Origin of the sequence: Agrococcus terreus (assembly GCF_014645235.1) — a bacterium.
Taxonomy (GTDB): domain Bacteria; phylum Actinomycetota; class Actinomycetes; order Actinomycetales; family Microbacteriaceae; genus Agrococcus; species Agrococcus terreus.
Window position 1 is genome coordinate 1,965,090 of record NZ_BMLM01000001.1, and the last position, 18,344, is coordinate 1,983,433.

Annotated in this window: 24 protein-coding genes; 9 read left to right on the forward strand and 15 right to left on the reverse strand. The window is 72.5% G+C overall.

What is annotated here, in order from left to right:
- Nucleotide 1: 1 nt before the first annotated feature.
- Nucleotides 2–607, reverse strand: coding sequence for a TOPRIM nucleotidyl transferase/hydrolase domain-containing protein (locus tag IEW90_RS09505; protein WP_229679581.1), 606 nt, complete (start codon nt 605–607; stop codon nt 2–4).
- Between the two features lie 133 nt (nt 608–740).
- On the opposite strand from IEW90_RS09505, the gene IEW90_RS09510 reads away from it, so the two are divergent.
- From IEW90_RS09510 to IEW90_RS09525, 4 genes are all read left to right on the forward strand, one after another.
- Complete coding sequence (locus IEW90_RS09510) at nt 741–1,736, forward strand: LacI family DNA-binding transcriptional regulator (protein ID WP_188717896.1); 996 nt, start codon at nt 741–743, stop codon at nt 1,734–1,736.
- Nucleotides 1,733–2,719, forward strand: coding sequence for a PfkB family carbohydrate kinase (locus IEW90_RS09515; protein ID WP_188717897.1), 987 nt, complete (start codon nt 1,733–1,735; stop codon nt 2,717–2,719). The genes IEW90_RS09510 and IEW90_RS09515 overlap by 4 nt, the downstream gene beginning before the upstream one ends.
- Nucleotides 2,716–3,165, forward strand: coding sequence for an RpiB/LacA/LacB family sugar-phosphate isomerase (locus IEW90_RS09520; protein ID WP_188717898.1), 450 nt, complete (start codon nt 2,716–2,718; stop codon nt 3,163–3,165). The genes IEW90_RS09515 and IEW90_RS09520 overlap by 4 nt, the downstream gene beginning before the upstream one ends.
- A gap of 62 nt (nt 3,166–3,227) precedes the next feature.
- Entirely contained in the window at nt 3,228–4,565 is a 1,338-nt protein-coding gene (locus tag IEW90_RS09525) for an MFS transporter (protein WP_188717899.1), read from the forward strand.
- Nucleotides 4,566–4,626: 61 nt separating this feature from the next.
- Here IEW90_RS09525 and IEW90_RS09530 read toward each other — a convergent pair whose 3' ends face one another.
- The 6 genes from IEW90_RS09530 to IEW90_RS09555 all read right to left on the reverse strand — a co-directional run bounded on the left by IEW90_RS09530 (nt 4,627) and on the right by IEW90_RS09555 (nt 7,954).
- Nucleotides 4,627–5,604, reverse strand: a complete 978-nt coding sequence (locus tag IEW90_RS09530) for a zinc-binding dehydrogenase (protein ID WP_188717900.1) — start codon at nt 5,602–5,604, stop codon at nt 4,627–4,629.
- 51 nt (nt 5,605–5,655) lie between these two features.
- A complete protein-coding gene (locus IEW90_RS09535) occupies nt 5,656–6,117 on the reverse strand; it encodes a DoxX family protein (RefSeq protein ID WP_188717901.1) in 462 nt (153 codons plus the stop codon).
- Between the two features lies 1 nt (nt 6,118).
- Nucleotides 6,119–6,541: an organic hydroperoxide resistance protein gene (locus IEW90_RS09540; RefSeq protein WP_188717902.1), complete on the reverse strand. Its 423-nt coding sequence runs from the start codon at nt 6,539–6,541 to the stop codon at nt 6,119–6,121.
- 77 nt (nt 6,542–6,618) lie between these two features.
- Nucleotides 6,619–7,122 carry a MarR family winged helix-turn-helix transcriptional regulator gene (locus IEW90_RS09545; protein WP_229679582.1) on the reverse strand — a complete coding sequence of 168 codons (504 nt, stop codon included), beginning with the start codon at nt 7,120–7,122 and terminating at the stop codon, nt 6,619–6,621.
- A 114-nt stretch (nt 7,123–7,236) separates the two neighbouring features.
- Nucleotides 7,237–7,587, reverse strand: a complete 351-nt coding sequence (locus IEW90_RS09550) for a hypothetical protein (RefSeq protein ID WP_188717903.1) — start codon at nt 7,585–7,587, stop codon at nt 7,237–7,239.
- Nucleotides 7,588–7,795: 208 nt separating this feature from the next.
- Nucleotides 7,796–7,954: a hypothetical protein gene (locus IEW90_RS09555; RefSeq protein WP_188717904.1), complete on the reverse strand. Its 159-nt coding sequence runs from the start codon at nt 7,952–7,954 to the stop codon at nt 7,796–7,798.
- Between the two features lie 117 nt (nt 7,955–8,071).
- Here IEW90_RS09555 and IEW90_RS09560 point away from each other — a divergent pair, with 117 nt between their 5' ends.
- Nucleotides 8,072–8,470 carry a VOC family protein gene (locus IEW90_RS09560; RefSeq protein ID WP_188717905.1) on the forward strand — a complete coding sequence of 133 codons (399 nt, stop codon included), beginning with the start codon at nt 8,072–8,074 and terminating at the stop codon, nt 8,468–8,470.
- Nucleotides 8,471–8,522: 52 nt separating this feature from the next.
- Here IEW90_RS09560 and IEW90_RS09565 read toward each other — a convergent pair whose 3' ends face one another.
- From IEW90_RS09565 to IEW90_RS09590, 6 genes are all read right to left on the reverse strand, one after another.
- Complete coding sequence (locus IEW90_RS09565; protein ID WP_188717906.1) at nt 8,523–9,965, reverse strand: cryptochrome/photolyase family protein; 1,443 nt, start codon at nt 9,963–9,965, stop codon at nt 8,523–8,525.
- Nucleotides 9,962–10,144, reverse strand: coding sequence for a DUF2256 domain-containing protein (locus IEW90_RS09570; protein WP_188717907.1), 183 nt, complete (start codon nt 10,142–10,144; stop codon nt 9,962–9,964). The genes IEW90_RS09565 and IEW90_RS09570 overlap by 4 nt, the downstream gene beginning before the upstream one ends.
- Before the next feature lie 147 nt (nt 10,145–10,291).
- Nucleotides 10,292–10,498 (reverse strand): hypothetical protein, encoded by a 207-nt coding sequence (locus IEW90_RS09575; protein WP_188717908.1) that lies wholly within the window; start codon nt 10,496–10,498, stop codon nt 10,292–10,294.
- Nucleotides 10,495–11,259, reverse strand: coding sequence for a gamma-glutamyl-gamma-aminobutyrate hydrolase family protein (locus tag IEW90_RS09580; RefSeq protein ID WP_188717909.1), 765 nt, complete (start codon nt 11,257–11,259; stop codon nt 10,495–10,497). The genes IEW90_RS09575 and IEW90_RS09580 overlap by 4 nt, the downstream gene beginning before the upstream one ends.
- A gap of 180 nt (nt 11,260–11,439) precedes the next feature.
- The gene (locus tag IEW90_RS09585) at nt 11,440–12,243 is read right to left on the reverse strand and encodes a hypothetical protein (RefSeq protein WP_188717910.1); all 804 of its coding nucleotides are present in this window, start codon (nt 12,241–12,243) and stop codon (nt 11,440–11,442) included.
- Nucleotides 12,244–12,290: 47 nt separating this feature from the next.
- Nucleotides 12,291–13,652 (reverse strand): FAD-binding oxidoreductase, encoded by a 1,362-nt coding sequence (locus IEW90_RS09590; RefSeq protein WP_188717911.1) that lies wholly within the window; start codon nt 13,650–13,652, stop codon nt 12,291–12,293.
- A 183-nt stretch (nt 13,653–13,835) separates the two neighbouring features.
- Between IEW90_RS09590 and IEW90_RS09595 the strand changes: the two genes are divergently transcribed.
- Nucleotides 13,836–14,288, forward strand: a complete 453-nt coding sequence (locus IEW90_RS09595) for a hypothetical protein (RefSeq protein WP_188717912.1) — start codon at nt 13,836–13,838, stop codon at nt 14,286–14,288.
- On the opposite strand, the gene IEW90_RS09600 is transcribed toward IEW90_RS09595, so the two are convergent.
- Nucleotides 14,275–14,766, reverse strand: coding sequence for a hypothetical protein (locus IEW90_RS09600; RefSeq protein ID WP_188717913.1), 492 nt, complete (start codon nt 14,764–14,766; stop codon nt 14,275–14,277). The genes IEW90_RS09595 and IEW90_RS09600 overlap by 14 nt on opposite strands.
- A gap of 311 nt (nt 14,767–15,077) precedes the next feature.
- Here IEW90_RS09600 and IEW90_RS09605 point away from each other — a divergent pair, with 311 nt between their 5' ends.
- Nucleotides 15,078–15,410: a helix-turn-helix domain-containing protein gene (locus tag IEW90_RS09605; RefSeq protein WP_188717914.1), complete on the forward strand. Its 333-nt coding sequence runs from the start codon at nt 15,078–15,080 to the stop codon at nt 15,408–15,410.
- Here the strand turns inward: IEW90_RS09605 and IEW90_RS09610 are convergent, their stop codons facing one another.
- The gene (locus tag IEW90_RS09610; protein ID WP_188717915.1) at nt 15,411–16,346 is read right to left on the reverse strand and encodes a hypothetical protein; all 936 of its coding nucleotides are present in this window, start codon (nt 16,344–16,346) and stop codon (nt 15,411–15,413) included.
- 663 nt (nt 16,347–17,009) lie between these two features.
- On the opposite strand from IEW90_RS09610, the gene IEW90_RS09615 reads away from it, so the two are divergent.
- Both IEW90_RS09615 and IEW90_RS09620 read left to right on the forward strand, forming a co-directional pair.
- The gene (locus IEW90_RS09615) at nt 17,010–17,510 is read left to right on the forward strand and encodes a hypothetical protein (RefSeq protein ID WP_188717916.1); all 501 of its coding nucleotides are present in this window, start codon (nt 17,010–17,012) and stop codon (nt 17,508–17,510) included.
- A 65-nt stretch (nt 17,511–17,575) separates the two neighbouring features.
- Nucleotides 17,576–18,298 carry a hypothetical protein gene (locus tag IEW90_RS09620; protein WP_229679583.1) on the forward strand — a complete coding sequence of 241 codons (723 nt, stop codon included), beginning with the start codon at nt 17,576–17,578 and terminating at the stop codon, nt 18,296–18,298.
- Nucleotides 18,299–18,344: the final 46 nt, after the last annotated feature.

The window sequence follows — 18,344 nt, forward strand, 5'->3', positions numbered from 1 at the left end:
GCTACGCCCGCCGTCTGATCGGCTCGTGGACGCCGCCGTCCGCGCGCACGTGCTCGAGCAGGGCGCGCAGCGGCGCGGGCGCGCGCTCCGCGCCGAGCGCCTCGACGAGCAGCGGCGCGTAGCGCGCCTTGCGGCGGGCGCCGGCGCCGAAGAAGCGCCGCAGCACGCGCTCGCGCGTCCAGCCGCGCTGCGCGGGCATCTGCGCGAGCCGCGCGAGCGAGGCGCCGTCGCCCTCGGCGTCGACCACCGCCTCCCCGCCGTCGGCGCCGAGCGCGCGGACGAGCTCGTCCTCGAGGTCCGCGTCGCAGCCGAAGAACCCGATCCGCTCGAGGCCGTCGGGCGCGAGCGCGAGCGCCGCCTCGAGCCCCGCATCCGCGAGGCCGCGGCGCACGCGGGATGCCGCCGGTGCGTCGTACAGCCCCGCGAGCGCCAGCCCGCGACCGCGCGGGCCGAGGCGGAGGGCGTGGGTGCGCGTGTTCGTCACGCCCGCCATCGCCACGACCTCGACGCCCTCCGCCGCGAGGTCGCGCCCCTGCAGCCGCGCGAGCGCGAGGACCGCGAGCCGATCGCTCTCGCCTTCGACGAGCACGGCGACGCGCGGGTCCATGCCTCCATCACGCCGCATCCGCGCGCTGCGGTCAAGGCCACGGCTTGCGGATCGCGACCGCCTCTGGCAGTGTGTGGAAAGGTTTCCACATGGAAACGTTTCCACGGATGTGATGCACATGGAGGTGCTGGCGATGGCCACGATCAAGGACGTCGCCGCCCGAGCGGGCGTCTCGCTCGGCACCGCCTCCCGCGTGCTCTCCGGCAGCAGCCAGACCTCGCCCGACTCGCGCTCCCGCGTGCTCGCCGCCGCGGCCGAGCTGCAGTACGTCGCCAACGGTCCCGCCCGCGCGCTCCGCCGCGCCCGCACCGACGTGCTCGGCCTGCTGCTGCCCGACATCCGCAACCCGTTCTTCTCCGAGCTCGCGCACGCCGCCGAGCAGGAGGCGCGCCGCCTCGGCTACACGGTGCTGCTCGCGAACGCCGACGAGGACCGCGACCAGGAGGCCGCGTACCTGCGCACCTTCGCCTCGCAGCGGATCGACGGGCTGCTGCTCGCGCCGCAGCAGGGCGGCTCGCCCGAGCTCGAGTCGCTGCACGCCTCCGGGCTGCCGCTCGTGCTCGTCGACCGCGCCGTGCGCGGGCTCGACGCCCCGCTGCTGAGCACCGACAACGCGCAGGGCGTCGCGCAGGCGCTCGCCTGGCTGCAGGCCGGCGGCCACCGAGACGTCGCCTTCGTCGGCGGCCCCGCGGCCATCTCGACCGGCGTCGAGCGGCGCGACGCGTACCTCGCGGGGCGCGCCGCCCACGGCATCTCGACCGACGACGCGCTCGTCGACGCGGGCGACTTCCAGCTCGGCTCCGGCACCGACGCGATGCTGCGCATCCTCGACCGCGGCGTGCGGCCCACCGCCGTCTTCGGCGCCGACGGCCTCATGACCGCGGGCGCCATGCGCGCGCTGCGGCAGCGGCTCGGCGACGAGGCGCGCGCGGTGGAGGTGGTCTCGTTCGACGACCTCGACTGGTTCGACCTCCGCTCCCCCGGCATCAGCGCCGTCGTGAACGACGCCGCCGAGATCGGCCGGCTCGGCGTCGCCGCGCTCGCCGACGTCATCGCCGGCCGGCCCGTCGCGTCGCAGCGCATCGCCACGACCTTCGTCGACCGTCGACCCGCGGGAGGCACCGCATGAGCCGCATCCTCGTGGTCGGCTCGATCAACGCCGACGACGCGCTCCGCGTCGAGCGCCTGCCCGGCCCGGGCGAGACCGTCAGCGCCCGCTCTGCCGAGACGGCGCTCGGCGGCAAGGGCGCGAACCAGGCGATCGCCGCCGCGCGCGCCGGCGCCGAGGTGCGGATGGTCGGCGCGGTCGGCGCGGCCGACGGCGCCTGGCTCGTCGGCGCGCTCGCCGCCGACGGCGTCGACGCGAGCGGCGTCGTCGCGCTGCCCGGCGAGCGCTCGGGCCGCGCGACCGTGCTCATCGACGACGCGGGCGAGAACTCGATCGTCATCGCCGCCGGCGCCAACGCGCACGTGCCGCTCGACGCCGTCGATGCCGCGTGCGCGGCCCTCCGGCCCGGCGATGCGCTCCTGCTGCAGCACGAGGTGCCCGCCGCCGTCAGCCGGCGCGCCGCATCCGCCGCCCGCGCCGCCGGCGCCGCGGTCGTCTGGAACGCGGCCCCGGCGCCGACGCGCCGCGACGAGCTCGTGCCGGACGTCGACCTGCTCGTCGTGAACGAGCACGAGCTCGCCGCGGTCGCAGTGCTGCTCGGCGTCGGCGGCGCGGAGACTGCGGGCGCGAAGGCGATGGATGCGGAGGCGCCGGATGCGGTCGACCTCGCCTGCATCGACGGGCTCGTCGCCGCCGTCGCGAGCGCCGCGGACGCCGACGTCGTCTGCACCCTCGGCGCCGCCGGCGCCGCCTACCGCATCGGCGGCACCGCCGGCCGCGCACCGACGCGCGCCGTCCCGGCCGTCGACACCACGGCCGCCGGCGACACGTTCGTCGGCTACCTCGCGGCGCTCGGCGACCGCCCCTTCGACGAGCGGCTCCGCGCCGCGCTGGCTGCGGGCACGCTCGCGGTCACGCGCCCCGGCGCCGCCGCATCCATCCCCCACCTGGCGGAGGTCGAGCGCTCGCTCGAGCCCGCGACGCTCGGAAGGAGCACCCCATGAAGGTAGCGCTCGGCGCAGACCACGCCGGATTCCCGCTCAAGGACGCCGTCCGGGCCGCCATCGAGGCGCTCGGCCACGAGGTCATCGACCGCGGCACCCACAGCTCGGAGCCGGTCGACTTCCCCGACATCACGCAGGAGACCTGCGCGCCGATCCTCAGCGGCGACGCCGACCGCGCGATCCTCGTGTGCGGCACCGGCCAGGGCGCCATCATGGCCGCCAACAAGCTGCCCGGCATCCGCTGCGGCCTCGCCCACGAGCCCTACTCGGCGCACCAGGCCGTCGAGCACGACGACGCCAACGTCATCGCGATGGGCGCCTGGCTCGTGCCCCACGCCCTCGTGCCGGACATCGTGCGCGAGTTCCTCGGCGCGGCGTTCGACGACGACGAGGACACCCGTCGCCGGGTCGAGAAGCTCAACGCCCTCGACGACCTCACCCCCTAGCCCCCATCACGACACAGCACGCCGGCAGGCCTCCCGCCCGGCACCGATCGAAGGAGATCACCATGACCACGACGACCGAGAGCACGCGGCGCAGCCCGCTCGGCTCCAAGGATCGCGTCAAGACCGCCATCGCGGCCGCGGTCGGCACGAGCGTCGAGAACTACGACTTCATCGCCTACGGCACGGCGGCGGCGCTGTACTTCGGCACCGTGTTCTTCCCGTCGGACGACCCGCTGGTCTCGACCCTGCTCGCGTTCGCCACGCTCGCGGTCGGCTTCGTCATGCGTCCGCTGGGCGGCGCGATCGGCGGCTACCTGGGCGACCGCTTCGGCCGCAAGCCCGTGCTCGTCGGCGCGATGATCGTCATGGGAGCCGCGACGTTCGTTATCGGCCTGCTGCCGACGTACGACCAGATAGGCCTCGCCGCGCCCATCATCCTCACGGCCATCCGCATGATCCAAGGCCTCGCGTTCGGCGCCGAGTGGGGCGGCGCGATCACGATGGCCTACGAGCACGCCCCGTGGCACCGCCGTGGCATGTTCGCCGCGATCCCGCAGTCGGGCAACCCGCTCGGCATCGCCCTCGCGAGCGCCATGTTCGCCTTCTCGGCGACGCTCGACGGCGACTGGAAGTGGCGGCTGCCGTTCCTCGTGAGCGCCATCCTGGTGATCGCGGCGCTCATCGTGCGCTCGAAGCTGTCGGAGTCGCCCGAGTTCCAGGAGGCCGTGGCGACCGGCAAGACGGAGAAGAACCCGTTCCTCGCGACGCTCCGCGACGACTGGCGCGGCATCCTGCGGGTGATCGCGCTGCGCGTCGTCGAGTCGTTCACCTACTACTCGACCGCGACGTACCTGCTGAACTACCTCGCGGGGCGCGACGAGTCGCTCCGGCCGATCGCGCTCGGCGCGATCACGGCGGCGTCGATCATCGCCATCGGCATGACGTTCCTCGCAGGGTCGCTCACCGACCGCATCGGCCGCCGCCCGATCTACATCGGCGCGTGCATCGCCGCGATCGTCTTCGCCTTCCCGATGTACCTGCTGACGAACGACGGCGTCCCGGCGCTCGTCGTGGCCGTCTTCATCATCGCGATCGGCTTCATCCACGCGTCGCTCACGGGCGTGCAGGGCTCGCTGCTCACCGAGCAGTTCCGCACCGCCACGCGCACCTCGGGCGCCTCGCTCGGGTACCAGCTCGCCGCCGCGATCGGCGGCTTCGCGCCGCTGCTCGCCGCCGCGCTCGTCGGCGCGATCGGCTGGCCGGGCGCCTCGCTGCTGCTCGTGCTCGCCGGCACGATCGGCCTCGTCGGCATCCTCGTCACCAAGGAGACGTACGGTCCGGCCAAGCGCGCCGAGGTCGAGGCGCAGGTCGCCGAGGCGAAGGCCGCGCAGCAGCGCTGACGCCTGCACGCACGACGGAAGGCCGGATGCATCGCGCATCCGGCCCTCCGTCGTGCTGCGGCTACGGGCGCAGCTGCACCTTGCCGACCCGGCCGGGCGTCAGGCTCGCGCGCACCGCCTCCGCCACGTCCTCGAACGCGTGCGTGCTCGAGACGGGCAGCGTCAGGACGCCCTCGCCGATGCGCTGCGCGAGCTCGCCGAAGAGGCGCCGGCGGGTGTCGGCGTCGAGCGTGCGGCTGACCTTCGACCCCCAGAAGCCGCGCACGGTGGCCTGCTTGAAGATGAGGTCGCCGGACGAGAGCTCGAGCGTCGGCTGCGCCATCGCGCCGAAGACGACGAGCTCGCCGCCCTCGCCGAGCACCGAGAGCACGTCGCCTGCGGCCGAGCCGCCGACCGAGTCGACGCCCGCGACGATGGGCGCGTCGCCCGCGAGCTCGCGCACGCGGTCGGCCCAGCCCTCCTGGTCCGTGGCGACGATGTCGCCGATGCCCGCCTCCGCGAGCTCGTCGACCGCGGCGGCGCGCCGCACCAGACCGATGACGCGGATGCCGCGTGCCGGGGCGAGCTGCGCGACCATGCGCCCGACGGCGCCGTTCGCGGCGTTCTGCACGAGCACCCGACCGGGCTCGAGGCCGAGCTGGTCGATGAGGCTGATGGCGCTGAACGGCATCGCGACCAGCTGCGCGGCCGCCTCGTCGGGGAGCCCCTGGGGCGCGGGCGTGAGGGTCGCGGCGTCGGCGACGAACGCCTCCGCCCAGACCCCGAACACGCCGCCCGCGACGACGCGGTCGCCCACGGCGAAGCGGTCGACGCCCTCGCCGAGCGCGTCGACGACGCCCACGGCCTCGGTGCCGGATGCGGCGGGCAGCTCGGGCTTGAACCCGTAGGTGCCGCGCACCGTCCAGAGGTCGTGGTTGTGGATGGTGGCGAGCGTCGTGCGCACCCGGACCTGGCCGGGGCCGGGCTCGGGCGTGGGTCGCTCGGCGACGTGGAGGACGTCCTCGGGCTCGCCGAACTGGTCGTGGACGATGGCGCGCATGGTGCGCTCCCTTCGATCGGGGTCTGGTGGGTGTGTGCGTGGCGGCCGCGCTCAGCGGCGGCGGTCGCGGAGGCGGCGGCGGATGGCCGCCCATCCGCCCGTCGACCACAGCGCGACGACGACGAGCAGGGGCTGGAACAGGAGCCGGATGGCGCGGGCGGCGTCGGAGTCGAGGCCGAAGCCGTCGCGGCCCTCCGCCCACTGCGCGATGTTGCCGGGAAGGATCGCGACGAAGAACGCCGCGACGACGATGCCGACGATCGGCCGGACCCGCCGCGGCGCGAGCAGCAGGGCGAGGCCGAGCGCGAGCTCGACGATGCCGGAGGCGACCACCACGACGTCGGGGTCGAGCGGCAGCCACGGCGGCACCTGCGCCTGGAACTCCTCGCGGGCGAACGTCAGGTGGCCGATGCCGGCGAGCAGCAGGAACGCGCCGAGCAGCACGCGCACCGCGGTGCGCGCGGCGCCGGCCGCGCGCGAGCGCGGAGCGGCGGCGCCGCCGGGCGCGGCCACGTCAGTCGTCCGAGACGGCGACGGTGACCTCGATGTTGCCGCGCGTGGCGTTCGAGTACGGGCACACCTGGTGCGCCGCGTCCGCCAGCTCCTGCGCGAGGCCCTCCTCGACGCCGGGCAGCACGACCTCGAGGTGCACGCCGAGCTGGAAGCCGCCGTCGCCGTCGGGCATGATCTGCACGCGGCTGCCGACGCTCGAGCCGTCGAGCTTCGTCTTCTTCGAGCGGGCGACGGCCTGGAGCGCGGAGTGGAAGCAGGCGGCGTAGCCGGCCGCGAAGAGCAGCTCGGGGTTGGCGCCCTCGCCGGAGCCGCCCATCTCCTGCGGCACGGCCATGGCGAGGTCGAGCCGGCCGTCGCCGGTGATGACGCGGCCGTCGCGGCCGCCTCCGGTCGACAGGGCCTCTGCGGTGTAGAGCACGTCCATGGTCGTTCCTCTCCTCGTGGGGTCGGTGGTCGGATGGCCGGCTCGGTCGAGCGCGGCGGGTCGGCGCGGTGGCGCCGTCAGGCGGTGGGGGCGGATGCCGGGTCGGTCGTGCCCGAGCCCGTCGGAGCGGTGTCGGCGACCGCGTGCAGCGATGCGGCGACGCCGTGCAGGGAGGCGAGCAGCGCCTCCACGTCCGCGGCGCTGCCGAGGCCCATCGCCGCCGCGATGGCTGCCGGGATGTGGCGCAGCTCGCCGCGGAGCTCGAGCGCGCGGTCGGTGGGATGCACGGTGACGACCCGAGCATCCGCGCCGCCGCGCTCGCGGCGCACGAGGCCGGCGGCCTCCATGCGGGCGAGGAGCGGCGAGAGCGTGCCGCTGTCGAGCTGCATGCCCTCACCGAGGTCGCGCACGGTGCGCGGGCCCTCGACCCAGAGGGTCGCGAGCACGAGGTACTGCGGGTAGGTCAGGCCCCACGGCTCGAGCAGCGCGCGGTACGCCTGCGACGTGGCGCGCGAGGCCGAGTAGAGCGCGAAGCACACCATCTGGTCGGTGACGCGCACGGCGGGGTCGGCGGTGGGCATGCATCGATGGTTGCACACAACTCAGTTGTGCACAACTGAGATGGTCGACGCACCAGATCGCGCGCACGCGTCGAGCGCCCCGCGCACGCATGCGCGGGGCGCTCGACGGTAGCGTCAGCTCAGCCGCTCGACGGTGCAGGAGATGATGTGGCTGAGGTCCTTGCCCGTGGAGTGGGTGTACGCGACACCCGAGTCCGGCCACATGATGACGTCGCGCGCGCCGTCGCCGGAGCCGGCCTTGAGCACGAGCAGCGAGTAGTCGTTCGGCCACGTCAGCTCGGGCAGCGTGTAGCTGCTGACGCCGTCGGGCAGCTCCACCTTGGAGCAGTCGCCGTAGCCGAGCGCCTCCCAGTAGGCCTCCTGGTTCATGGCAGCCTTCTCCGGCGGCGCCGCCTGGGCTGGCGCGGCGACCGCGAGCACCGCGAACGCGGCGACGGCCGCGGCCGCGAGGACCTTCTTGTGCATGATCACTCCTTGCTGGTGGTGCGCGGCGCGATCGTGCCGCGCGACCGGCCGTCCACCTCGTCGTGGCGCCCGATCGGCGCAAGCGTAACGTCGTTCTGAAACTGCTGGCGCAGGGCGGGCGCAGGGTTGCCGCAAGGGCGGCGCACACGAGAGCGGCCCGGGCTCCCCGGGGCCGCTCGGTGTGCCGGCGATGCCGGCGGTGCGTCGGTCAGCGCGCGGTGCCGACGTACCGGTCGTCGATCCCCGTCGCCGTCGGCGTGCCGACGAGGGAACCGCTGCCGTGGACGCCGTCGTAGGCGCCCCACGCATCCACGATCCGCCAGGTCCCGGTGGAGTCGAGCTCCCCGAACCGAGCCGTCAGCCGCACGGCGAACCCGCCCCTCGGTCGCCGGCCAGAGGCGCAGGCTGGATCCTCCGCCGGGCCCGGCCGCTCGTGTGGGTGGTGCGAGGGATGGTGGCAGCACGGAACGCGAGGAGGACGACGATGACCCATATGCACGGACTCACGACCATGGTGCTGACCGCCGACGACGTCGACGCGGCCGCCGCCTGGTACGCCGAGGCGCTCGGCACGGCGCCGTACTTCCGGCGCCCCGAGGACGGGCCGGCCGCGTACGTCGAGTTCCGCCTCGGTCCCGACGAGGACGAGCTCGGCATCATGGACCGCTCGTACGCGCCTGGCGCGGGCGGCGCGGGGCCCTCGACCACCTACTGGCAGGTGGACGACGTCGCGGCCGCGGTCGACGAGCTGCTGTCGCGCGGCGCGACGCCGCACGAGCCGGTGACCGAGCGCGAAGCGGGCTTCAGCACGGGTTCCGTGGTCGATCCCTTCGGCAACGTGCTCGGGCTCATGCGCAGCCCGCACTGGGCCGAACGGCACTGACCGGGACGCACCCGGCGCCCGGGCGGCGCGCCGCGTCGGTCGCAGGGACCCGTCAGGCAGGCTCCCGGCGCGACCGCATCTGCGCGAGCGGGCGGGCGAGCCGGTGGTTGCCCTCGAGCACGGCCTCGTGGCGCTGTAGGAAGTCCCAGTAGCCGTCGGTCAACGCCGACTCCTTCGCCGCCTTCGGGCCCGACCACCAGCGGCCCATCCGCTGCAGGTAGGCGCCGCCCGAGACGTACGGCTTCGTCGCGACGATGCCGCCGTCGGCGTACTGGCTCATGCCGAAGACGTTCGGCACCATCACCCATTCGTACGCGTCGACGAAGAGCGAGAGGAACCAGCGGTTGACGCTCGCGGGCGCGTAGCCCTGCTGCAGGAACCAGTTGCCGAGCACCATGAGCCGCTCGATGTGGTGCGCGTAGCCGTGCTGGACGACCCGCTCGAGCACGACGCGGACAGGGATCGGCAGATCATCGGGCACGCCCTCCCCGGTGTACCACCAGGCCTCGAGCTCGCGCGTGAGCCCGAGCGCGTTCGCGTCCTGCAGCTCGGGATGCGCGCGGTACATGCCGCGCATGTACTCGCGCCAGCCGATCACCTGCCGCAGGAACCCCTCGAGCGACGGCAGCGGCACATCGCCGGTCGCCTCGAGCACCGCGTCGACGACGTCCCACGGCGTCAGGAGGCCCGTGTTGAGCGCGGGCGTCAGCACGGAGTGGAACAGGAACGGCTCCTCGGCCGCCATCGCGTCCTCGTAGCGGCCGAAGTCGTGGAGGCGCTCGTCGACGAACGCCGCGAGCCAGCCCCGCGCATCCGCGTGCGTGACCGGCAGCCAGAAGTCGCGCGCGTCGCCCGGGTGATCGGGCCACCGCTCGCGCACCTCGTCGATCACCTCGCGCGTGATCTCGTCCGGCTCGATCGTCGGCAGGGGTGGGATGGCGATGCCGCCCTTCGGCAGCGGCTCGCGGTTGTCGTGGTCGTAGTTCCACTGCCCGCCCGCGGGGCCCTCCCCCTCCATGAGGATGCCGGTGCGCTGCCGCTGCCAGCGGTAGAAGTCCTCCATGCGGGCCTTCGGGTGGTCGCGGAACCAGGCGTCGAGCTCGGGCTCGGGCGTGACGAACGCGCGGTCGGCGTACTGCTTCGTCTGCACGTCGGCGCGCCCGGCGATCCGGTCGATGCGGCGGTCGACGCCGCGATCGGCGGCGCGCATCCACGCGAGGCCCTCGGCGCCGTGCGCGTCGAGCAGGTGCGCGACGCCGTCGGCGAAGGAGCGGCCCTCGGTGTGCCGCACGTACCTGACCGTGCGGCCCTCGGCCTCGCGCGCGGCCGCCCAGTGCCGCATGGCCGAGAGCACGAGCACGACCTTGTGCTGGTGGTACGGCAGCCGGTCGAAGAGCGCCGCCGACTCCACGAGCAGCAGCTCGTCGATGTCGCCGTCGGCGAGCGCGGGATGCCGCTCGAGCAGCTGGGTGCCGAGGACGAGCGCGGCCCTCACGACGCCCGCCGCTCGCGCCGTCGCTGCGCGGCGGCTGCCGAGCGGCACGCGCGCGAGCAGTAGCGCACCTCGTCCCACTGGTCGCGGCCCGCCCAGCGCTTGCGGTCCTGGAACGGACGCCCGCAGTGCTCGCAGGGCTTCTGCTCGCGTGTGGCCTGATGCTCGGTGCCGCGCGCCATGCGCTCCAGTGTGCGCGGGGCGGCTGACAGCGCGTTGGGCGGGGCCTTCGTGGACCCCATCCTGCGCCGTAGACCCGAACCTTCGGGTCCACGGATCAGGATCGGGTCCACGAGCGGCGCGGATGTCGCGCCGTGCAGGGCCGCGGCTCAGGCGGCGCGCTCGGCGCGGATGCGCCCGAGGCGCGCGACGCCGACCGCCAGCAGGACGACACCGACCGCCAGCATCGCGAAGTACGGGATCGATGAGCCCGTGGCGCCCTGCTCGTCCGCCGCGATGCCGGCGAGCGTGCCGCCGACCACCGCGGCCGCGCCGAGCAGCAGGCCGCCGACGACCAGCGCGATGCCGGCCTTCATCGGCCCGCGTCCGCGAGCGCCAGCCGCTCGGCCACCGCGGCGCGCAGCAGCTCGAACGGCACCGAGCGGCGGTCGTCCCCGGCATCCGCGGATGCCGGCCGCGCGACCTCTGGGTGCCACTGCACGCCCAGCAGCCAACTGCCCTCGGTGGCGCGCACGGCCTCCACGAGCCCGTCGTCGCTGGTCGCGACGACCTCGAGCCCGCGGCCGAGGTCGCGCAGCCCCTGGTGGTGGGCGGAGGCGACCACGGGCCGGTCGGTGCCGTAGGCGTCGGCGAGCGGGTCGCCCGGCGCGACCGCCACCTCGTGCCACGCGAACAGGCCCTCCTCCCCCGCGCCGTCGCCCGCGGCGATGCGGTGGGCGTCGTCGGTCGCGGCGAGGTCCTCGTGCAGCGTGCCGCCGAGCGCGACGTTCACCACCTGCAGGCCGCGGCAGACCGCGAGCACGGGCGCCTCGGCGGCGCGGGCGTGCTCGAGCACACGGAGGTCGAAGGCGTCCTGCTCGGGGTTCACGTCGTAGACGGGCGCGTCCTGGTCGCCGCCGTAGAGCGCCGGGTCGACGTCGCCGCCGCCGGGCAGCACGAAGCCGTCGAACCGGGCGAGGTCGGCGTCGTCGGGCCCGATCACCTCGACGGCCACGCCGTCGGCCTCGGTGAGCGCGACGATCGCCTGCAGCAGCCCGTCCGCGAGCGCCACGCGCGGGTCGGCGCCCTCGAGCGCGGAGAGGCGGGCGGGGATGCCGATGCGGGCGACAGCGGTCACGGGACTCCTCGGGTGCTGGCGGACGGATGCTCCTGGATGCAACCTATGCGACGCGGGCGCCCCTCATCGCATCCGGCCACGCCGATGCCTCGCAAGCTCGATTCCGGGTACCGATCTGCGGGTGCGCGGCCCGCCCGCCCGCAGATCGGTACCTGCTTCGCAGGGCCGCGCGCCGCGACCTCAGCGGTCGGTGACCGGCGCCATCGTGTGGCCGAGCTCGCCGAGCCGGCTCCCGCGCGCCCGCCGCGCATCCGCGGCGTCGATCGCGCCCGTCTGCTCGAGCAGGTCGATCGCTGCCGCGCGGTCGGCGAGCATGGCCGCGCGCCGCGGCTCGGGCAGGCGCTCGACGCGGGCGAGCAGCGCAGCCCGGTGCTCGTCGACGTGCGCCGGCCGCGTGGCGCGCCGGTACGTCAGCGCGAGCACCCCGCCGCTCACCAGCAGATCGGCGACCATCGCCCAGCCCCAGACGCCCGATCCGTCCTCCGGCGGCGCGAGCCAGAGCACGATCACCAGGCCGAGGACGCCGAGCACCGTCGGCACGAACCGCACGAGCTGGGCGACGCGATCCTTCGAGCCGGCGCGCTCGCCGCGCAGCTCCGTGAGCAGCCACCAGAGCCCGAGCACGGCCGAGACCGCGGCGACGACGCCGAAGAGCTCCAGCGTGTCGAGCTCGTCGCGCCGCACGAGCGCGCCGAACAGGAGCGGCAGCCCCCAGACGATCGGCAGCGTCAACGATCCGATGATCGCCGCGAGCCGCGGGACGACGAGGATGCGGTCCACGACGGGGCTCGCCTCCCGCCGCTCGCTGCGCAGCCGCAGGGCGATCGCGCGAGGCGCGGCGCGCACCAGGTGGTCGCGGAGCCCGTGGTCGTCGCGGAACGACGCGGCTTCGATGCGCCACCAGTCGTGCGGCTCGAAGTCGACGATGCGGGCCGTGTACTCGGCCGCGCCCATGCTCGAGGGGATCAGGTCGCGCTGCTCCATCAGGGCCGATCCTGCCACCGGCAGCCCGCGGACGTCCCGAGCACGGCTCAGATCGCGCGGCCGGGCGTCAGGATCCCCCGCGGGTCCAGCGCCGCCTTGATCGCGCGCTGCACGTCGAGCGCGGCCTCGTCGAGCTGCCAGGGCAGCTCGTGCCGCTTCACCGAGCCGATGCCGTGCTCGCCGCTGATGGTGCCGCCGAGCGAGAGCGCGAGCCGCGTGATGTCGTCGATGACGCGCTCGGCGGCGGCGATCTCGTCGGCCGACTCCCCCGCCTCGACCGTCGGATGCAGGTTGCCGTCGCCCGCGTGCGCGACGACCGCGACCCGGCGGCCGTGGGCGGCACCGATATCGTCGATGCCGCGGAACACGGCGGCGAGCTGCGAGATCGGGACGCCCACGTCGCACGAGACGCGGAGCCCCTTGGCGGTGAGCGCCGGGTTCGCGAGCCGCCGCGCCTCGAGCAGGTCGTCGCCCTCGGAGACGTGCCCGTCGGTGGCGCCGAGCGCGCGGCACAGCTCGAGGATCGACTCCGCCCGCTCGATCGCGCCCGGCCCTGCGGTCTGGCCGACGAGCAGCGCCGCGCCTTCGGCCGGCAGGCCGGTGGGCTGGAACGACTGGATGATCTCGACGCTGAGCGCGTCGAGCAGCTCGAGGACCTCGGGCTGCTCCGGCCCCGCGACGATCGCGGCCACGGCATCCGCCGCCTGCTCGATCGTGGGGAAGCTCGCGCGGAAGGTCGGTTGCGGCCCCTCGGGCACGGGCTTGAGCCGCACCGTGGCCTCGGTGATGACGCCGAGCGTGCCCTCCGAGCCGACGAAGAGGCTCGTGAGGTCGAGTCCGACCACGTCCTTGCGGGTGAGCGAGCCGGTGCGCATGACGCGCCCGTCGGCGAGCACGACCTCCAGGGCCATGACGGCGTCGGCGGTGACCCCGTGGGCGACGCAGCGCAGGCCTCCGGCGTTCGTGGCGATGTTGCCGCCGACTGTCGACCAGCGCGCGCTCGCCGGGTCCGGCGGGAAGAACAGCCCGTGCTCGCGGGCGGCGGCGTCGAGGTCGGCGGTGACGACGCCCGGCTCGACGACCGCGGTGCGGTTCGCGACGTCGATGTCCCGGATGCGGCGCATCGCATCGAGCGCGACGACGAGCCCGCCCTCGTAGGCGACCGCGCCGCCGGAGAGCCCGCTGCCGGCGCCGCGCACCGAGACGGGCACGCCGTGCTCGTGCGCCCACGCGAGCGCGGCGGACACGTGCGAGGTGCCGGTGGCACGCACGAGCCCCGCCGGCATGCCCTCGCTCGGCGCGCGGGAGCTGTCGTGGGCGTGCGCCGCCAGGACGGCGGGATCGGTGACGAGCGCGTCACCGACGCGGACGCGGAGGTCCTGAAGGAGGGCGGGGTCGACGGGTGCCATGGGGCGACCTTCCTGAGCTGACGACATCGGCAGTCTCGGTCTCACCCGCGCGGGCTTCGCGTCCCTTTTCCGAACGCCAGCGGGCCGTGCCCGCCTGACGATCGCCACGATAGCCCAGGATGGGCGCCATCGGGATGGTCGATGGGCGTTGCTGTCCTGCGCCGCATCGGTGAGGATGACTCCATGACGAGTGCCGCTCAGCCCCGGCCCGCCGCGCGCGCACGGCGACCGCGGCCGCGCGCGGCCCAGCGCTCGTCCCGCCTCGGCCTCCTCGTCGGCGGCCTGCTCGCCTGCTGGCTGCTCAGCGGCCCGAAGGGCAGCTCCGGCCGCGGCTTCGGCGAGGAGGGTGCCGAGGGCGGCTTCCATGCCGTCATCGTCGTGATGCCGGAGGTGCGGACCGCGGTGCTCCTGCTCGTGCTGCTCGGCTGGGCGACGGCGGTGTGGCACCACGACCGGTTCATGGGTGACCGGCTGTCGTCGGTCGTGCTGTCGGTGGCGTGGTGCACCGTCATCGCGTCGTTCGTCATCGCGCACGCGTCGCTCGGCATCGGCCTCTTCGCGTTCTCGGGCGACGATCTGCGCGACACGCCCCCGCAGGTGTTCTTCCCGCTGGAGCTGCAGGTCACGGAGTGGTGATGGCCGTCGCCGGCCGTCCGCGCCTCAACGACGCCGCAGCGTGCGCCTCACCAGGCACGCCGGGACGCGCCTGTCGCACGAGCGCGTTGAGGCGCGCGACGAGGTGCTCCACCGGGCGGCGGAGGCCGGTGATCTGCGTGAACGCGACGCTCTCGCCGCTCGCCAGGTCGAGGCGGAGGTGGTGCAGGTCAGGGAGGCCCAGCGGACGAAGGTGGAACGCCTCCGAGACGTGGTCGCCTCCGAGCTCCCGCCCGATGCGGTCGATCTCGCGCAGCGGGATCGCCGTGCGGCGCCACAGCCCGATGAAGACGAGCTCGTCCGCGCGAGCCTCCACCCGAACGCACGCGGAGCGCACGAGGAACGTCGCCGCCGCGAGCAGCAGCGCGCCGCCCAGCGCTGCGACGGCGACCCCGAGGATGCTCTGGAGCGAGGTGCCGAAGCCCACTGCGACCGTGGCGATCGCACCCCACGTCAGCATCGCGATCGGGGCGAACCAGTTGCGCAGCCCCAGCCTTGATCCGCGGACGACGCTCGACGGCGCTACGCAGCTCGCGGATACCGGCGACGCGCTCACTGCTCGAGCATGGCGCGGCTGCAGCCCGTCGCGCAACGAGAAGACGGCCCCCGCCCGCACCATGTGCGGAGCGGAGACCATCTCGTGGTCGACCTTGAGTACCTCTTGTCAAACAATTCAGCGACCCCCGTTACAGCGGACAAGGCTAGGCAGATCCTGGCAGCGGCGGAGGCCGGTGAAGCGCCGCCAGTAGCGCAGACCAGCCGGACCAGGCCGTGGACCCGCGTATCGCCAGACGCCCGGTAGAGGTCGTCCGCCGCTACTCCAGCGGCGAGACGTCGACGGCCCTGGCCGAAGACTTCAAAGTAGCGAAGTCAACCATCGTCCGGATCTTGCGAGAGAACAGCGTGGTCGTGCGTCGTCAACCACTGACCGGCAAGCAGGTGACCATGGCGAAGCGTCTCTGCGAATCCGGCCTGTCGCTCTCGGAGGTCGCGGACCAGATGTTCGTGAACCAGGAGACGATGCGCGTCGCCATCATCGGCGCCGATGTCGAACTGCGGCCGCCGAGCGGTGGGCGAACGGAGCCGAATGGAGAGCCCAAGTGACTATCGCAACGGGCTGGTCGACTTCAGGATCGTCACACTGCTGTAGCCATTCGCATCCAGGAGACCGCGGAGCCGAGCGTCCTCGGTCGGGAAGTCGTTCCGTGGCCCGACGCGGATCGAAACGATCGGGAGGTTGCTTGGCGCTCCTTGGTAGTACTCCGGATCGTGCGCGTCCCAGTCTGTCGAGAACGGATTGACAGCCGCTCCAGTGATCCGAACGTGAGTATGACCGCCGGACGGATTGGGATGGATCGCAGTCGGATTCTCCGGGCGGGTAACCGCATATCGAACCTCACGCTCGCGTCGGAAGTCCTTGTGCTTGATCGAGGCAACGGCATCTACGTAGCTACTACTCCCCTGGTCCCGGAAGATCGAGCCGAAGTTGTCGCCGACGTCATGGCGAGAGTCGATGCGGGCCCCTTCGACCTGGCCCTCCTTGATGTGCCAGATCGCGCGCGTCGCCAGGTCACGCTGCGTCGACTTGTCATAGGCGAGGTCGAGCCAGCGAAACGGAAACTCCTCGATGTAGGGAGCGCGAGATAGCCCGCCGGAGTGGGTTCCTATGACCGGCAGGTAGACACCTCGCGGGATCGCAACTGCGAAGCCATCCGCGAGTGCGTACTTCTGCCACTGCTCGGTGTCGTCTGGTTCCGGGCTGAAGCAGGTGACAAACGCGCTGCCATGGAAGAGGTCACCGCCTGCTCCCTCGAGCGACTCCTTTAACTCGTCGAAGTCGATTTCGGGCGCGGTGTCGTCGTGGTAATCCCACTCGCGCTTCAGCTTCTTGAAGGCCTGGCGAACCCTCTTGTTGCCGAGCTTCAGCTCCGTCGCATCGTTGAGCCCTGCGAAGTCTGCAGCCCACAGCTCGTGGTTCGTGATGATCTTCTCGACCACGTCGTGCTTCGTGTAATGCCAGACGAGATCCGAGGTGCTCATAAGTATCAGGATATCGAGCGCACCTCCGCCAATTGAAGAGCCCGCACATCCGGTAACGATTGGCTCTACGACGGAACTTCCCGTCGAGGCTCTTCCGTACCGCGATGACGCGGGCTAGTTCGGCGCGGGGTAGCTGATCTTGTCTGGATCGGCGCTGGTCGTTCAACGAGGTGCGCCAGGAGGCGGTCTACTGCTGTCTGCGCCTCTGCGACAGCTTCCCGAGCGCGACCGGCGTATCCGGGTTGCACGATCCTGCCCTCGGCGACCTCGTAGATCGCAATACGGATCAGTTCCGCGATGGGCTTCTTCGACGAATGAGATCATGCGGAGCACACTCAGGTCTCGATACCTCACCCTCACCGAGGTGAGCAACTCGAGCTCGTCATCGTCAGCGCGGTCAGTCACCGAGGGGTCGGTGGGCACGTCGTCGCGCATGCCTGGATTGTCCTTCATGAGCGTTCCTCTCAGGACTCCATTCCGGGAGCAAGCGCGACCACCTCATGCAGTTCAGGTAGCCGCTGCGCGCTCAATCGCATGCAGTGGGTGAGCGCGCAGCGGCTTCCTGGACAACCAACGACGCCGTTTCCGCCGACGTCGTCAGCTGCACATACTGATGCGCTCATCGGCGTGAAATTGCAAGCATGAGCGCAGCGCGCGGCGCACATGTGCCTGCTCGGAGGCGGCGGGCGCAGCGAGCTGCTCACTGAGTTGACCCGCGAGTGGATGTCGGATCACCCGAAGCAGCCTTGGTTACTGTTCCTCGCCGACCGAGCCGACGATTTCCTATCTCTCTGTTGCCTCGAACACGAGCGCACCTGGATCGAGCGCATGTTCGCGAGCCTTAGCGATCACGCCATCTACAACGCGCTCCTGGCGGAGTGCGCCGCAGAGGGAGCCATTCTCGACGCCCGTCGACGTCGGGCGCGTATCGCGCTCGTTCACGGCAAGCCGGTCGCCGTCGCGGTAGTGGAGTCGGTTCAGGGATACGCCGAGTTCACCAGCGGTACTGCGCTCTACATCGCGCTGGAGGCGTTCGTCGATGGCACCGACCCGAAAGCTGCTCTCGCGGAACGGATCGATGAGTTCAACGCTCTGCAGGCTGGGAAGGACGCCGCGACGTATTGGCGTGAGCGCATCGCAGCCGAGGGTTGGCCACTGCCGTAGCCGGTCGGTGCCGGTGCGATGTCAGAACCCACTGTCAATCTGAGAGGGTGACTGAGCTTGCTTACATGGTGCGCGAAGACTGGGGACAGCACGGCACCGCGATGATTCCGCAGAGCGCCGTAATCCGAGACTGGATCGGCGATCCGCCGTACCTCTTTGCGGTCACGGATGTGAAGAAGTTCGATCACGACGACCGCGGCGCAGACGTCGAAGCCGCGCAGTTCATCGCACCCGAGGAGCCCGATCGGATCGTCTTCAACATCCGAGAACTCGGCGGCCTAGAACGCGACGATAAGGTCGTCGACCACGCGGTCGTCGTCCTGCATCCGTTCGGGCAGCACGAGCTTGAGACGATTCGCCGTGCGGTCGAGGCCGATTCAATCGGCAAGCTCTTCGTCCTGATCTGGTCCCCCTACGACACGGTGCGCACCTGGCTCGACGGCCTCGGGGCGCTCAACCTCCACACCCGAGAAGCCGTCCCGGCCAGCGACCCGCTTCTGCTCGCAGCCGCCGAAATGATTCAAAACGAGGACTACAACGGTCTGGGCTCGGGACGCGGTAAAGACGCCGTGGTGCAGCTCGTCCGCGCATTCGCCGCCGAGGGGTATCCCGTCGCGCCGGATACCTGGCTGCGCGCCTACTTCGCGGTCGGCGGCAGCTTTCACCACGCCGAGTCGATCGAGAAGCTGGTCAAGGAGATGAAGGCGGGGACGCGCCACCGCGTGAAGCCGCGTTACCGCGACAACATCGTCGAGATCATGCGCGAGCAGCTCGCCGCGAAAAACTAGACGAGCCTGACCACGAGTGCGCGCGAAAGACGGCACGATCGACTCC